The 13,652-nt window shown below is 65.2% G+C and carries 14 protein-coding genes; 5 read left to right on the forward strand and 9 right to left on the reverse strand.

Features of this window, described 5'->3' with window-relative positions:
- Window positions 1–38: 38 nt before the first annotated feature.
- From IAE36_RS01740 to IAE36_RS01750, 3 genes are all read right to left on the reverse strand, one after another.
- Window positions 39–629, reverse strand: a complete 591-nt coding sequence (locus tag IAE36_RS01740; RefSeq protein WP_201209909.1) for an HAD family hydrolase — start codon at window positions 627–629, stop codon at window positions 39–41.
- Window positions 626–1,495 carry an acyl-CoA thioesterase II gene (gene tesB / locus IAE36_RS01745; RefSeq protein WP_028632713.1) on the reverse strand — a complete coding sequence of 290 codons (870 nt, stop codon included), beginning with the start codon at window positions 1,493–1,495 and terminating at the stop codon, window positions 626–628. Before tesB ends, IAE36_RS01740 begins: the two co-directional genes overlap by 4 nt.
- A 144-nt stretch (window positions 1,496–1,639) precedes the next feature.
- Window positions 1,640–2,212 (reverse strand): GNAT family N-acetyltransferase, encoded by a 573-nt coding sequence (locus tag IAE36_RS01750; RefSeq protein ID WP_028632714.1) that lies wholly within the window; start codon window positions 2,210–2,212, stop codon window positions 1,640–1,642.
- A 154-nt stretch (window positions 2,213–2,366) separates the two neighbouring features.
- Here IAE36_RS01750 and IAE36_RS01755 point away from each other — a divergent pair, with 154 nt between their 5' ends.
- Entirely contained in the window at window positions 2,367–3,281 is a 915-nt protein-coding gene (locus tag IAE36_RS01755; protein ID WP_201209911.1) for a histone deacetylase family protein, read from the forward strand.
- 148 nt (window positions 3,282–3,429) lie between these two features.
- Complete coding sequence (locus tag IAE36_RS01760; protein ID WP_201209913.1) at window positions 3,430–4,686, forward strand: TIGR03862 family flavoprotein; 1,257 nt, start codon at window positions 3,430–3,432, stop codon at window positions 4,684–4,686.
- 109 nt (window positions 4,687–4,795) lie between these two features.
- Here IAE36_RS01760 and IAE36_RS01765 read toward each other — a convergent pair whose 3' ends face one another.
- The 5 genes from IAE36_RS01765 to IAE36_RS01785 all read right to left on the reverse strand — a co-directional run bounded on the left by IAE36_RS01765 (window position 4,796) and on the right by IAE36_RS01785 (window position 9,128).
- Window positions 4,796–6,127, reverse strand: a complete 1,332-nt coding sequence (locus IAE36_RS01765; RefSeq protein WP_060481668.1) for a DEAD/DEAH box helicase — start codon at window positions 6,125–6,127, stop codon at window positions 4,796–4,798.
- 55 nt (window positions 6,128–6,182) lie between these two features.
- A complete protein-coding gene (yedA, locus tag IAE36_RS01770) occupies window positions 6,183–7,091 on the reverse strand; it encodes a drug/metabolite exporter YedA (RefSeq protein ID WP_201209915.1) in 909 nt (302 codons plus the stop codon).
- Between the two features lie 102 nt (window positions 7,092–7,193).
- Window positions 7,194–7,799, reverse strand: coding sequence for a 3'-5' exonuclease (locus IAE36_RS01775; protein ID WP_028632719.1), 606 nt, complete (start codon window positions 7,797–7,799; stop codon window positions 7,194–7,196).
- 7 nt (window positions 7,800–7,806) lie between these two features.
- Window positions 7,807–8,286 (reverse strand): LabA-like NYN domain-containing protein, encoded by a 480-nt coding sequence (locus IAE36_RS01780; protein ID WP_201210021.1) that lies wholly within the window; start codon window positions 8,284–8,286, stop codon window positions 7,807–7,809.
- Between the two features lie 77 nt (window positions 8,287–8,363).
- Window positions 8,364–9,128, reverse strand: a complete 765-nt coding sequence (locus tag IAE36_RS01785; RefSeq protein ID WP_201209918.1) for a DUF2076 domain-containing protein — start codon at window positions 9,126–9,128, stop codon at window positions 8,364–8,366.
- 165 nt (window positions 9,129–9,293) lie between these two features.
- On the opposite strand from IAE36_RS01785, the gene IAE36_RS01790 reads away from it, so the two are divergent.
- Complete coding sequence (locus IAE36_RS01790) at window positions 9,294–9,950, forward strand: YciC family protein (RefSeq protein ID WP_028632722.1); 657 nt, start codon at window positions 9,294–9,296, stop codon at window positions 9,948–9,950.
- A gap of 86 nt (window positions 9,951–10,036) precedes the next feature.
- On the forward strand, window positions 10,037–10,528 hold the full coding sequence (locus IAE36_RS01795; RefSeq protein WP_201209920.1) for a hypothetical protein: 492 nt from the start codon (window positions 10,037–10,039) through the stop codon (window positions 10,526–10,528).
- A gap of 47 nt (window positions 10,529–10,575) precedes the next feature.
- Here IAE36_RS01795 and hrpB read toward each other — a convergent pair whose 3' ends face one another.
- A complete protein-coding gene (gene hrpB, locus IAE36_RS01800; protein WP_201209928.1) occupies window positions 10,576–13,104 on the reverse strand; it encodes an ATP-dependent helicase HrpB in 2,529 nt (842 codons plus the stop codon).
- A 116-nt stretch (window positions 13,105–13,220) separates the two neighbouring features.
- On the opposite strand from hrpB, the gene IAE36_RS01805 reads away from it, so the two are divergent.
- A complete protein-coding gene (locus tag IAE36_RS01805; protein WP_060481673.1) occupies window positions 13,221–13,640 on the forward strand; it encodes a hypothetical protein in 420 nt (139 codons plus the stop codon).
- Window positions 13,641–13,652 lie beyond the last annotated feature (12 nt).

Genomic DNA, 13,652 nt, shown 5'->3' on the forward strand with positions numbered 1-13,652 from the left:
TTCAGGGGAAAGGGTGCGGGTGAGCATAGACGGGCTGGTCAACCCAGCATCGCCCTCAAGGCGTGGCAATCGGCAGCGTGGCGGTCGGCAAGCCCCGGCCAGGGGTTTTCCGGCAGGTTCACCAGCACCGTCCCGGCGCCGGCTGCTCGCCCACACGCCAGGTCGAAGCGGTGATCGCCCACCATCACCAGTTCGTTGGGCGCAACGCCCCAGGCGCTGGCAATTTTCAGCAAACCGTCGGGGCTCGGCTTGGGCGCGGCTTCGTCACGCCCAAGAATCTGTGATACCGCAAAATAATCTGCCAGGCCGATGGCCTCGAGGGTCACGTGCGCCAGCTCACGGGCATTACGGGTAAGAATACCCAGGCGGCAGCCGCGGCCCGCAAGCTCACGCACCAGGTCCACTGCGCCATCGGCAGCCGTCGAGGCATGGGCCAGCTCACGTTCGTGCGCCAGCAGCCAGGCATGCTTGGCGGCTGCTTCGTCTTCGGGCAGGGCGGCCAAGTGGGTGAGGATGTCGGCTGCAGGCGGGATATCGAGCGCCACGCGGATGGCTGCAAAGTCATGCACCGCCACCGTCAGGGTGCCGTCCATGTCGAACACCCAGTGGCGAACCCCGCCCAGGTTCATGCCCAGTCCTTGCGGTGGCGGATCAACCCTTCCTGGCTGGAAGAAGCCACCAGTTGCCCGGCCTGGTTGAAGATGCTGCCGCGGCAGAAGCCACGGGCGTTGCCGGCCCACGGGCTGTCAGTGGCATACAGCAGCCACTCGTCTGCACGCAGGTTGCCGTGGAACCACAGCGAATGGTCCAGGCTGGCGATCTGCATGTCACGCTGCCACACCGACTTGCCATGGGGCAGCAGCGAAGTGGTCAGCAGGCCGAAGTCCGAGGCGTAGGCCAGCAGGTATTTGTGCAGGGCGGGGATGTCTGGCAGTTTGCCGTCGGCGCGGAACCAGGCGTACTTCACCGGGTCGCCGGGCTTGGGGTTGAACGGGTCACGCTCGGTCACCGGGCGGATCTCGATGGGCTTGGCGCACAGTACCTTGTCACGGATGCGCTCAGGCAGCTGCTCGGCCATGGCACTGGCCAGCTCCACCTCGGTAGGCAGGTTTTCCGGGCCGACCACATCGGGCATTGGTGCCTGGTGGGTGAAACTCTCTTCGTCGTACTGGAACGAGGCGCTGCAGGTGAAAATGGTCTGGCCTTTCTGGATCGCCGTCACGCGCCGGGTGCTGAAACTGCCGCCATCGCGCACCCGGTCCACGGAATACACCACTGGCAAGCTGGCATCGCCCGGGCGCAGAAAGTAGCCATGCAACGAATGCACGTGGCGGGCGTCTTCCACAGTCTGGCTGGCGGCCGACAGCGACTGCCCCAGCACCTGGCCACCGTAGAGCTGGCGGAAGCCCAGGTCCTGGCTGCGCCCGCGGAACAGGTTTTCTTCGATGGGTTCGAGGCTCAACAGGTCGACCAGGTCGTCCAACACATGGCTCATCGGTGGGGTTCTCCTTCTTGGCGAGCCTGGCTCGCGGTGCGCCAGCTGGCGGCGCATGATTCAACGGCGCTGTACCGGCAACGGCCAGCGCCTTCCAATGCGGGAAATAATACAGGGTTTGACAGCACTGCCACCCCTGGCGGTTCAGTCGGTGCGCAGGGTCTGCTCCCAGCGGGCGCGGTCGATACGGTAAAGCACGTGGGGGCGCAAGGGGTGGCCGGCAGCAATGCGGGGGTGCTCGAAACTGCCTGCCTCGTCCTGCTGCATGCCGATGGCCTGCATGACCTTTTGCGACGGCAGGTTCAGCTGGCTGGTGAACGACACCACCTCGTTCAGCCGTAACTGGGCGAAGGCGCAACGCAGGCACGTCCAGGCCGCCTCACTGGCAAACCCCAGGCCCCAGTGGCGGCGGGCAAGCCGCCAGCCTATTTCCACCGCCGGGGCAAAGGGCGCGTCGAAGTTGACCTTGAGCAGGCCGGCCATGCCAATGAATGCCCCGCTGTCCTTGCGCTCCAGCGCCCACAGGCCGAAGCCGTACTCATTGAAGTGGCCCCGCAGGCGGCCAATCAGCCCGGCGGCCTCCAGCCGGGTCAGCGGCGCCGGAAAGTACCGCATCACCTGCGGGTCTGCGCACAACGCAGCAAACTCGCGCAGGTCATCGTCATGCCATTGACGCAATACCAGGCGGGCGCTTTCCAGTTGCAGGATGGGGGTCATTGCGGGTTGCTCCGGTCACGGCATGCTTGAGGCAAGTTTAGCGCTGGCAGCGATCAGGGGGTGCCACACACCTGGTATGAGATGCCCAATTGCCCGAGAAAGTGCACCCTCGATAATGGCAAGATCACCACTGCCCCCGGAATGTGAGCGCCCCATGCCGTTGCCGCTGATCTATCACGAAGACTACAGCCCGGAGTTTCCGGCAGACCATCGCTTCCCGATGGACAAGTTCCGCCTGCTGCACGATCACCTGGTCGACACCGGCCTGACGACAGACCAGGCGCTGTTACGGCCAGAGATCTGCCCGGTCGACATTCTGGCCCTGGCCCACGACCGCCAGTACATCCAGCGCTACATGCAAGGTGAACTGCCCCGCGAAGACCAGCGGCGCCTTGGCCTGCCCTGGAGCGAGGCGCTGGCCAGGCGTACCGTGCGGGCAGTCGGCGGCTCGCTGCTCACCGCAGAAATGGCCTTGCAGCACGGCGTTGCCTGCCACCTGGCGGGCGGCACCCACCACGCCCATTACGACCACCCGGCAGGCTTCTGTATCTTCAACGACCTGGCCGTGATCAGCCGCTACCTGTTGGCAGCAGGCCGTGTGCACCGGGTGCTGATCTTCGACTGCGATGTGCACCAGGGCGACGGCACCGCACGTATCCTGCAGGACACCCCGGAAGCCATCACCGTGTCGCTGCACTGCGAGCAGAACTTCCCGGCACGCAAGGCCCACAGTGACTGGGATATCCCCCTGCCGCGGGGCATGGGCGATGAAGCCTACCTGAAGGTGGTGGACGATGCCTTGAACTACCTGCTGCCGCTCTATCAACCCGACCTGGTGCTGTATGACGCCGGTGTGGATGTGCACAAGGACGATGCACTGGGCTACCTGCAACTGACAGACGCAGGCGTTGCCGCACGTGATAAAGCGGTACTGCGGCATTGCCTGGGCCGGGACATTCCGGTGGCAGGCGTTATAGGGGGTGGCTACAGCAAGGACCGGGCGGCCCTGGCCCGGCGCCACGGTATTCTGCACCGCAGCGCCGCGCAGGTTTTGAGTTGTTCACAATGACTGTGGAACCGCTTGTGGATAACCTGCGCGAAAGACGCTGCAGGCCTTACCAATCAAAGCCTGCAGAGACATGATCATTTTTTGATCAGTACGCTCAGGGGTGTGGTTGCGCTAGAATGCGCCACTTTTCCACAGCCTGTTGCCTACCATGCCTGACCCTACCTGCCCCCCATCCCCTCCCGCCGTCGTCATCGGCGCAGGCCCTGCCGGCCTGATGGCAGCCGAAGCCCTGGCCCAGGCGGGCTTGGCTGTGGAGGTGTTCGACGCCATGCCCTCGGTAGGGCGCAAGTTCCTGCTGGCGGGCGTGGGGGGCATGAACATCACCCATTCCGAGGCTTACCCGGCGTTCGTGGGCCGTTATGCCGAGCGCCAGCCTGAGATCGACGCCCTGCTGCGTGGCTTCGATGCCGACGCATTGCGCCAGTGGATACATGGCTTGGGCATCGAAACGTTTGTGGGCACCTCAGGCCGGGTTTTCCCCAGCGACATGAAAGCCGCCCCTTTGCTGCGCGCCTGGCTCAAGCGCCTGCGCGACACCGGGGTAGTTATCCACACCCGCCATCGCTGGCTCGGCTGGAGCCCTGAGGGCGCGCTGCGGCTTGCTTATCCACAGGGCGAACGGCGGGTAGAAGCGGCTGTGGTGGTGCTGGCGCTGGGCGGTGGCAGCTGGGCGCGCCTGGGCTCTGATGGCAGTTGGCAGGCGTTGCTGGCGCAGCGGGCTGTGGATATCGCCCCGTTGCAGCCCAGCAATTGCGGCTTCGAGGTTGAGGGCTGGAGCGCACTGCTGCAGCAGAAGTTCGCCGGTGCGCCGCTGAAGAACATTGCCCTGAGCGTGCCGGGCAGCCCCCCACGCAAGGGCGAGTTCATTCTGACGGCGCAAGGAGTGGAAGGCAGCCTGGTGTATGCCTGGTCGGCAGCCGTACGCGAAGCCATCAACCGCACCGGCCAGGGGCAGCTGTTGCTGGACCTGCTGCCGGACAAGCCTGTGGACAAAATTGCCCAGGCCCTGGCCAGGCCCCGCGGCTCGCGATCCATGGCCAGGCATCTGCAAGGTCAGCTGGGTATCGATGGGGTCAAGGCAGCCTTGTTGCGCGAGCTGACCGATCAGGCTACGTTTGCCAACCCCGATGCATTGGCCCGGGCGATCAAGGCCTTGCCAATCACCCTGGTGCGCACACGCCCCCTGGATGAAGCCATCAGCAGCGCGGGCGGCGTACGGTTCGAGGGGCTGGACGATGGGTTGATGGTCAAAGGCATGCCGGGGGTGTTCTGTGCCGGCGAGATGCTCGACTGGGAGGCGCCGACCGGCGGCTACCTGCTGACCGCGTGCTTTGCCAGCGGTCTGCGCGCAGGGCGCGCAGCGGCGCACTGGTTGGCCCTGCAAGCGTCAGGGAATTGTCCATAACTCATTGATGTAGCAGGGACCTGTGGGAGCGGCTTCAGCCGCGAACACCGGCGCAGCCGGTGCCATACACCGCGCTGCCTGTTTCGCGGGTAAACCCGCTCCTACAGGGTCAGGGTTTGCGCTTGCGGGGGCCGCCGTTGAAGCTGGGCACCTTGCGCACGGCCTTCACTGCCGGTTGCGCACTGCCCGCCTCGGCACTGTCCATCCAGCGGCCCAAACCGCGCTTGGCGCTGGTTTCCTTGGGCTTTTTGGGTTTTTTCGGCTTCTTGATCACCTGGCCACTGGCATCGGTCAACGGTACCCGGTGCTCGGGGATAAAATCCGGCTCCTCGTGACGCGGCAGGCTTTGCCGGGTCAGCACTTCAATGGCGCCCAGCAGTTGCACCTCGTCTGCACACACCAGCGAAATCGCCTCACCGGTGTTGCCAGCACGCCCGGTACGGCCAATGCGGTGGACGTAATCCTCCGCAACGATGGGCAAGTCCAGGTTGACCACCAGCGGCAGGTCATCGATGTCCAGGCCACGGGCGGCTACATCAGTGGCCACCAGTACCTGCACCTCACGTGTCTTGAAACTGTCCAGCGCACGCTGGCGCGTCGCCTGTGGCCGGTCACCGTGGATGCCATCGGCATTCACGCCCTCGGCCAGCAGCCGCTCAACCAGCTGATCGACGCCGTTACGGGTCTTGGCGAAGACCAGCACCTGCTTCCAGCGCTGCTTGCGCAGCAGGTGGCAGAACAGGTCCGGCTTGCGCTTCTTGTCCACCGGCACCACCCACTGCTTGACGCTGGCAGCCGTGGCGTTGCGCGGGCTTACCTCGATGCTCAGCGGGTCCTTCAGGGCGAGCCCCGCCAGCATGCGGATCTGGTCCGAGAACGTGGCCGAAAACAGCAGGGTCTGGCGCTTGCGCGGCAGTGCGGCGTAGACCGATTGCAGTTCTTCGGCAAACCCCAGGTCAAGCATGCGGTCCGCTTCGTCCAGCACCAGCGTCTGTACCTGGTTGAACTTCACTGCATTCTGGCGGAACAGGTCGAGCAGCCGGCCAGGGGTGGCCACCAGCACGTCGACACCACGGCGCAGGCGCATCATCTGCGGGTTGATACTGACCCCGCCGTACACGGCATAGGTACTCAGGGGCAGGTTTTCGGCATATTCGCGCACATTGTTGTGAACCTGCTCAGCCAGTTCGCGGGTGGGAACCAGCACCAGGGCGCGAATGGAATTGGGGGCGACCTTCTCGCCTTCCAGCGCCAGGCGCTGCAGCACAGGCAGGGCAAAGCCTGCGGTCTTGCCGGTGCCGGTCTGGGCCGCGGCCATCAGGTCGCGACCGGCCAGCACGGCGGGGATGGCCTTGGCCTGCACCGGGGTGGGGGTGGTGTAGTCCAGTTGCTGCAGGGTGCGCAGCAGCGGTTCGATCAGGCCGAGTTTGGCGAAATTCATGGCAATACCATCAGGGGGTTCAGCGAAGGCGGCAAGTCTACCGCATCACCCCGGCCTACTTGCAGGTTTCACCTGTAGCCGGAGGCGCCTTGCGCCACTGCGGCAGGCCGATCAGCACCACCGCCCCGATGATCACGGCCATCGCCACGCACTCCTCGGCACCGATGTGCTCCCCGGCAAAGGCGATGCCCAACAGCACGGCGACCGCCGGGTTAACGTAGGCATAGCTGGTGGCGGCCGCCGGGCGTACATGCTTGAGCAGGTACAGGTAGGCGCTGAACGCCAGAATGGAGCCGAAGAACACCAGATACGCCAGCGCCCCCCAGCCAGCAGCGGTAGGCATGTGCGTCATGCGCTCGCCCGACAGCAGGCTGCCCACCAGCAGCACAGCGCCGCCAACCAACATCTGCGCAGCACTGGCCATAGGCCCCTGGGGCATCGGCAGGCGCTTGCTCCACACCGAGCCAAAGGCCCAGGACGCTGCCGCAAAAATCAGCAAAGCCGCGCCCATCGGGCTGGCCTGCAGGTTGGACCCCAGGTTCAACAGTGCGATACCCAGCAGCCCCAGCGCGATGCCTGCCCATTCCAGCCTGGAGTTGCGATAACCGAACATCAGACCGAACAGCAAGGTGAACAGCGGTACGGTTGCCACCGCCAGCGCGGCCACCCCGGACGCCACCCCGGCATGCTCGGCCACAGTCACCGCACCGTTGCCACAGCTGAGCAGCAGAAAGCCGACGGCGCCCGCTGCCCGCCACTGTACCCACGTTGGCGCGGGGGCTCCGCGCCAGCGCATGAAGCCATACAACAGGCTCCCGGCGATTAAAAAGCGCACACCCGCCATGAGCATCGGCGGCCAGCTTTCCACACCGATGCGGATGAACAGGTAAGTGGAACCCCACACCAGGTACAAGGCCAGGAAGGCGCCGATCAGCACCAGGGGAAAGCGACGGGGGGCAGGCATGGGCACACTCGAAATCCGTTTACGGGTGGTGCAGTGTAACGGCGCCCGCTGGGCGCGCTACGTTACAGAGCGGGGCGAAATCAGCAGCACACTTGGCTGTTTTCAGCAGTACCTGGCCAACGCCTCGCGCACCTTGGCAGCGGGCGTTTTCTGCAGGCGGCACAGCAGGTCGTGGGACAGCTGTTGCACACCATGGCTCTGGCGCAGCACACCCGCCAGGTGTTGCAGCAGGTTGGCGGCCATTTCGGCATCGGCCATGGCCCGGTGAGCGGTGCCGGTTTGCGGCAGCCCGGCCCAGCGGGTCAGGGTGCCCAGTTTGTGGTTGGGCGCCGCTGGCAACAAGCGCCGCGACAGCAGCAGGGAGCAGGCGAACGACTGGCTGCGGCTACGGCCGATGCGGCCCAGCTCGTAGTCCCAGAACTTCTGGTCGAAGGAGGCATTGTGGGCCAGCAATGGCGTGGCCCCCACGAATTCGGCGACTTCGTTCATCACCAGGTCCACCGGCGGCGCCTGGCGCACCATGGCCGTGGTGATGCCCGTGAGGCCGGCGACGAAGGCCGGCACCGGCACGCCAGCGTTCATCAGGCTTTGATAACGCGCCACGATGCGGCCGCGCTCCAGCATCACCACCGCCACTTCGGTGGCGCGGCAGCCAGTACCCGGGGATATGCCGGTGGTTTCAAAGTCGATGACAGCAATACGTTCCATGGAAAACCTAGTGTTTGAGCAACAGCGCGCCCTCGATGGGCACATAGCGGGTGGCAGCGCGGATCAGTGACAGGGCTGTCAGCCCGGGCACACCATACACCACAGCGTCGGCGCCGTGGCGCTGGATGACACGCTCCAGCAGCAGGTCGAAATCCCCATCGCCCGACGCCAGCACCACCTGGTCCACACGGCTGGCCGCATCGATCACATCCAGGGTGATCCCCACATCCCAGTCGCCCTTGGCCGACCCGTCGCTGCGCTGAATGTAGGGCTTCAGACGTACCTCGAAACCGAGGTTGCGCAAGATCTGCTGGAACTGTTGCTGCTTGCTGTCGCCACGGTCGATGGCGTAGGCGAACGCCTCGACGATCTGGCCTTCACGGCTGATCTGGTTCCACAAGGCGGTGTAGTTGAAATGGCAACCGTGGGCCTGGCGCACGGTGTAATAGAGGTTCTGCACATCGGCGAACAGCGCGATCTTCTTCACCTCGGCACCTCTGGTCTGGCTCAATGACAGGAGGGCGCCATGCGCCCCCCTTTAAAGCCAGCAGTATGCCAGACCTGTCAGACGTAGGAGTCGTCGTCGAAGAACCCGCCCTCGTCGCTGCCGTAGTCGGCATCGGAGTAACCGCCCTGGTCACTGCCCCAGCCGCCATTGTCGGCCACCTGCTGCTGACCACCCTGGTCGTTCCAGCCACCATTGTCGCTGGCCGGTGACGGTTCTTCCTTGATTACCTCGACCACCTCTTCAGGCTGCGAGTTGTGGTTGAACAGGCTGCTGATGCCTTGCGCCAGCAACACGCCCCCCGCTACCCCCGCGGCGGTCTGCATGGCGCCGCCCAGGAAGCTGCTGGCACCACTGCGGGCAGGGGCAGGGGCCGCGCCAACACCAGATTGCTGGGCCTGCGGCTGAGAAAAGCCTGGGGCCGACGGCTCGCGCCACCCCCCAGCGGACGGTGCCACGGGGGCCGCAGCAGGCCGTTGCGGCTGCGCAGCCGGGGCTGCACTGCGCCCGCCCGTGCCGAAGATGCTCGACAGAAAACCGCCGCCGCCCGAGCTAGGCGCGGCATTGCCTGCCTGCGCAGCCTCGGCCTGGGCGCGCGCTTGCTTGAGCTCGGCCTGCAGCTGCTTGTTCTGCTCGTCCAGCTGCTTGATGGCAGCCTCTTGTACCAGAATCGCCTGGGCCATGTAGTACGGCGCCGCCGGCTGCTGACGCAGGTGCGCTTCGATGCAGGCCATGGCCTGGGCATCGCGAGGCTGGTTCGGGTCCTCGGCTTGCTTGATGCGGCCAAACAGGCCATCGATCAGGGTTTGTTCTTCGGTATTCATGGGCGACCTCGTGGGTAGCAGGGCAACAGACAGCATCAAAGATGGGGCGTGACGGCGCCTGATTCAATCACCTGCGCCGTGAAACTTTTTTCAGCAAGTGACAGCTCCAGGCGTGCTTTGGGCTAAAGTTACCGCCCTGTTTCAATTGCCATGCGATGTTGACCGATGAATCCGCTGAGCGTCCTGCGCGACTCCCTGAGTTTCTTTTACCGCCACCTCGGCGCCATCCTGCCACTGTGTTTGCCACTGGTGGTGCTGGAAGCCCTGATCACTCAACTGCTGTACCGCCAGCTGGGCGACCAGGCTTCACCGGCCTACGGCATGCTGATCAGCTTGCTGTGCTACCCGCTGTACAGCGCCGCACTGATCCTGTTTCTCGACACCCGCAGCAACGGCCAGGTGGTGGCCAACCGCGACCTGCTCGCCCGCGCCGTGCAACTGTGGCCACCGCTGGCGCTGCTGATTCTGATCAGCTCGCTGCTGATCATGGCGGGCCTTGCCCTGTTCGTCATTCCGGGTGTGTGGATCATGGTGAACCTGGTGTTCGCTGAATACCTGCTGGTACTGCGCGGCCTGCCGACAGTGCAGGCCATGCGCGAGAGCGCCCGCATGACCACGGGCCATTTCATGCGCATTCTGGTGTGCATGGTCGGTGCACTGGCACCAATCTGGCTGATTGATGGGCTGATGCTGCTGGCCCTGCCCGACCCGTCCCCTGGCACAGAGCTGATCATGGACAGCCTCAGCGGCTTCCTGCAGTTGTACAGCACCGTGGTGCTGTACCGGCTGTTCATGCTGCTGGAGGGCCAGCAGGCAGCGTGAGGCAACGAGGGAAAGCCTTCGGCCTGCTGGGGTTTGGCATGCTGCATTAGCGTGCCTATCCCCAACAGGCTTTCGAGGAACCCCCTATGGATAGCGCCATTCAGGCACATTTCGCCCGTTCGTTTCGCGCCCGGCTGTACATGCGTGTAGCCAACAGCACTGTGCCACTGCGCCTCAGCCGCAGTTCAGACAAGTTCAGCTGGGGCGTGACCCCTGAGGATGACTGGCTGCAAGCCGGTGGGCGGCAGGACTCACCACTGATGGACTTCCATTACCTTTCAGCTACCGATGACCGCCTGCACTATCACATCACTGTTCCAGGGCGCCCACAAACCAAGACGCTGGGGGTGAGCCGTAATGGATACCTGGGCTTCTACTGGCATGCCGAAGTAACGGATCCCTGGAAGATCGAACCGCTGCGCCAGACTGACGAAGGGCTTGTGTGCCACTTGCGCGACCACCGTGGGTACCGTGTGGGGGCTATCAAGGACACGCCGCACCACAGCGGTGACTGGGTGGCGTTGCTGAACGTGGAGGAAGGGGATGTGTACAACTTCTTGCTCAGGCAGGAGGGTTGAGGGGTCGGGGGGGGGGGGGGGGGGCCCCCCGGGCGCCCCCTCCCGGTTCACGTTCCTCGCGGCTTGGCCCGCGCTGTGGCCTCGGCCACCAAAGGGTCGTCCGGCCAGTAATGCTTGGGGTACCGCCCCTTCAGGTCCTTTTTCACCTCGGCATAGGTTGTACGCCAGAAGTTGGCCAGGTCCTGCGTCACCTGCACGGGCCGCCGTGCAGGCGAGAGCAGGTGCAGCTTCACCTGCTGGCGGCCATTGGCAATGCGTGGGGTGTCCGCCAGGCCGAACAGCTCCTGCAGCCGTACGGCCAGAATCGGCGGGTTTTCGCTGTAGTCCAGGCGAATACTGGAACCTGACGGTACACGCAGGTGGGCCGGGGCCTGCTCTTCCAGCCGCTGTGGCAGTGGCCATGGCAACAGGTTGCGCAGCAGCGTTGGCAAGTCCAGGGCAGCAAAATGGCTCAAACGCGAGACTTTACCCAGATAGGGCTGTAGCCAGTCTTCAAGGCCGTCGAGCAAGGCCTGGTCGGTGAGGTCCGGCCATTCGCTGCTCGCGCTCTGGGCCATGTCCAGCTGGCGCAACAACGCCACCCGGGCTTGCCACTGGCGCAGGTCAGGGGTCCAGGGCAACAGATTCAAGCCCTTGCGCCGCACCAGCGCAAGCAATGCCCGGGCGCGTGCGTCGTCGTCCAGGCCAGCCAGCGGTTCGCGGCTGAGTATGAGCTCCCCCACTTTCACCTGCCGCTCGGCACGCAACACCTGCTCCCGCTCATCCCAATCGAGAACGTCCATCCGCTGCACCTGGTCGGCCAGCACATCGTCCAGCAGGGCGGGGTCGAACTCGGCAGCCAGGTAGATCCGTTCCTCCCGCTGGCCCTGGCGGCTGCCCAGGTCCGCGACCACCAGCCACGGGCATTTCATCAGCGCGTCACTTTCGGCAAACAGGGCGGCACGGCCATTCGCCAGCCGGTACTCCGCACTGCCTTCGCGGCGCTGCTGAGCAATGCGGTCGGGGTAGGCGCATGCCAGCAGCGCGCCCAACCAGCGCGGATGATCGGGGTCAGCCACGGCGTGACGGGCATTACCTTGCAAGAGGTTACGGTACTGGCGCGACAGCTGTCGGGCACGTTGAACGCCGCCCTGGCCACTACGGCCGGCGTTGTGCTCACCGCTGACCAACGCCAGCCGGCTGTGCAGGTCTGCACCGCCGCCGCGCTGGATATCCCGCTCCCCCAGCAGCGCGGCCACGTCACAGGCCATGCGCGACAACCCCAGGGCTTGCCCGCGCAGCAGCAGGTGAGCGATGCGTGGGTGTGCGGGCAACTCGGCCATCGCCTGGCCGTGCTCACCAAGGTGGCCCTGGCTGCCCGGTTTGAACGCCCCCAGCCGCTGCAGCAGGTCCTGAGCCTGGGCGAACGCAGCGGTGGGCGGCTGGTCGAGCCAGCACAGTTGGCCAGGTGTCACGCCCCACCGGGCCAGTTGCAAGGCCAGGCCAGCCAGGTCGGCCTGCAGAATCTCCGCACTGCCATAGGCGGCCAGTTGGTCGTGCTGGGCCTCGGACCACAGGCGGTAGCACACCCCGGGCTCCAGGCGGCCGGCGCGGCCCGCACGCTGGGTAGCACTGGCGCGGGAAATGCGCTGGGTATCCAGGCGGGTCATGCCGCTGCCTGGGTCGAAGCGCGGCACCCGCGACAGCCCGGCATCAATGACCACGCGTACGCCTTCGATGGTCAGGCTGGTTTCGGCGATATTGGTTGCCAGCACCACTTTGCGTCGCCCGTCCGGGGCTGGGTTGATCGCTGCCCGCTGGGCACTGAGGTCCAGTTCACCGTGCAACGGGCACAGCAAAACCTCGGGGCGATCCGCCAAGGCCTCCTCCAGGCTCTGATGGACGCGGCGGATCTCCGCCTGCCCCGGCAGAAAGACCAGCAGGCTGCCGGCCTGGTCGGCCAGGGCATTGAGCACACTGTCGACGACCCGAGGCTCGATGAACTCACCCAGCTGAAACGGCCGCCCCCAGCGGATGTCCACGGGGTACATGCGCCCCTGGCTGCTGACCACCGGCGCATCGCCCAACAGCCGAGACAGGCGCTCCCCTTCAAGGGTGGCCGACATCAGCAGAATCTTCAGCGGCGGGTCGTCACGCAGTAGCTCCCGACCGTTCAGGCCAAGGGCCAGGGCCAGGTCGGCATCCAGGCTGCGCTCGTGGAATTCGTCGAAAATCAGCAACCCCACCCCCTCCAACGCGGGGTCGGCCTGCAAGCGGCGGGTCAGGATGCCCTCGGTCACCACTTCGATGCGCGTCGCAGGCCCTACCTTGCTGTCCAGCCGAATGCGGTAGCCCACCGTTTCGCCCACTTTTTCCCCCAACTCGCTGGCCAACCGTTCGGCAGCAGCCCGAGCAGCCAGTCGGCGCGGTTCGAGCATCAGGATCTTCTGGGTGCCCAGCCAGGGTTCATTCAGCAATGCCAGCGGCACACGGGTGGTCTTGCCGGCGCCGGGCGGTGCTTCGAGCACCGCTTCATCACGGGCTTGCAAGGCCTGGCGCAGCGCAGGCAAAACGGCATCGATCGGTAAAGAAATCATGGTGGCCCTCGAACAGAGACGCGAGTATAACGGCGAACCGACCCTGCTCTATCATGGTCTTAGCTGTTGGTTGCGGGCGCCTTGCCTGCCCTGCTGAATGCCCTCCGGAGATCTACATGCGCATCCCATCCCGCGTAATCGGTGGCGCCCTCGTCGTCACCCTGCTGACCCAGCTGACGGCTTGCGGCACGATTTTCTACCCAGACCGTCGCGGCCAGATCGACGGCAAGGTCGACCCGGCCATTGCCGTGCTCGATGCCATCGGCATTCTGTTCTACGTAATCCCGGGGCTGGTCGCCTTTGGCGTCGACTTCGCCACCGGTGCCATCTACTACCCACGCGGCCAAACCGCCCAGGTAGACCCCGCCAAGCTGCGTAATGCCGTCACCCCGGATGGCAAGGTGGACAACCTGAAGCTGCAAGCCATTCTTGAAAGCGAACTGGGCCAGCGCCTGCCGCTGGACGACCCACGGCTTATCCAGCACCGCGGCAGCGCGGAGCAGCTGGCCAGCCTGGGCCTGGCACCTGCGGCCTGACCCCGCGAGGCC

Source organism: Pseudomonas sp. S36, from assembly GCF_016647875.1.
Lineage (GTDB): Bacteria > Pseudomonadota > Gammaproteobacteria > Pseudomonadales > Pseudomonadaceae > Aquipseudomonas > Aquipseudomonas parafulva.

Bases quoted from the DNA above. Each gene is read 5' to 3' on its own strand.
- IAE36_RS01740 (WP_201209909.1), bottom strand. From the start codon at position 629: ATGAACCTGGGCGGGGTTCGCCACTGGGTGTTCGACATGGACGGCACC.
- tesB (WP_028632713.1), bottom strand. From the start codon at position 1,495: ATGAGCCATGTGTTGGACGACCTGGTCGACCTGTTGAGCCTCGAACCC.
- IAE36_RS01750 (WP_028632714.1), bottom strand. From the start codon at position 2,212: ATGACCCCCATCCTGCAACTGGAAAGCGCCCGCCTGGTATTGCGTCAA.
- IAE36_RS01755 (WP_201209911.1), top strand. From the start codon at position 2,367: ATGCCGTTGCCGCTGATCTATCACGAAGACTACAGCCCGGAGTTTCCG.
- IAE36_RS01760 (WP_201209913.1), top strand. From the start codon at position 3,430: ATGCCTGACCCTACCTGCCCCCCATCCCCTCCCGCCGTCGTCATCGGC.
- IAE36_RS01765 (WP_060481668.1), bottom strand. From the start codon at position 6,127: ATGAATTTCGCCAAACTCGGCCTGATCGAACCGCTGCTGCGCACCCTG.
- yedA (WP_201209915.1), bottom strand. From the start codon at position 7,091: ATGCCTGCCCCCCGTCGCTTTCCCCTGGTGCTGATCGGCGCCTTCCTG.
- IAE36_RS01775 (WP_028632719.1), bottom strand. From the start codon at position 7,799: ATGGAACGTATTGCTGTCATCGACTTTGAAACCACCGGCATATCCCCG.
- IAE36_RS01785 (WP_201209918.1), bottom strand. From the start codon at position 9,128: ATGAATACCGAAGAACAAACCCTGATCGATGGCCTGTTTGGCCGCATC.
- IAE36_RS01790 (WP_028632722.1), top strand. From the start codon at position 9,294: ATGAATCCGCTGAGCGTCCTGCGCGACTCCCTGAGTTTCTTTTACCGC.
- IAE36_RS01795 (WP_201209920.1), top strand. From the start codon at position 10,037: ATGGATAGCGCCATTCAGGCACATTTCGCCCGTTCGTTTCGCGCCCGG.
- hrpB (WP_201209928.1), bottom strand. From the start codon at position 13,104: ATGATTTCTTTACCGATCGATGCCGTTTTGCCTGCGCTGCGCCAGGCC.
- IAE36_RS01805 (WP_060481673.1), top strand. From the start codon at position 13,221: ATGCGCATCCCATCCCGCGTAATCGGTGGCGCCCTCGTCGTCACCCTG.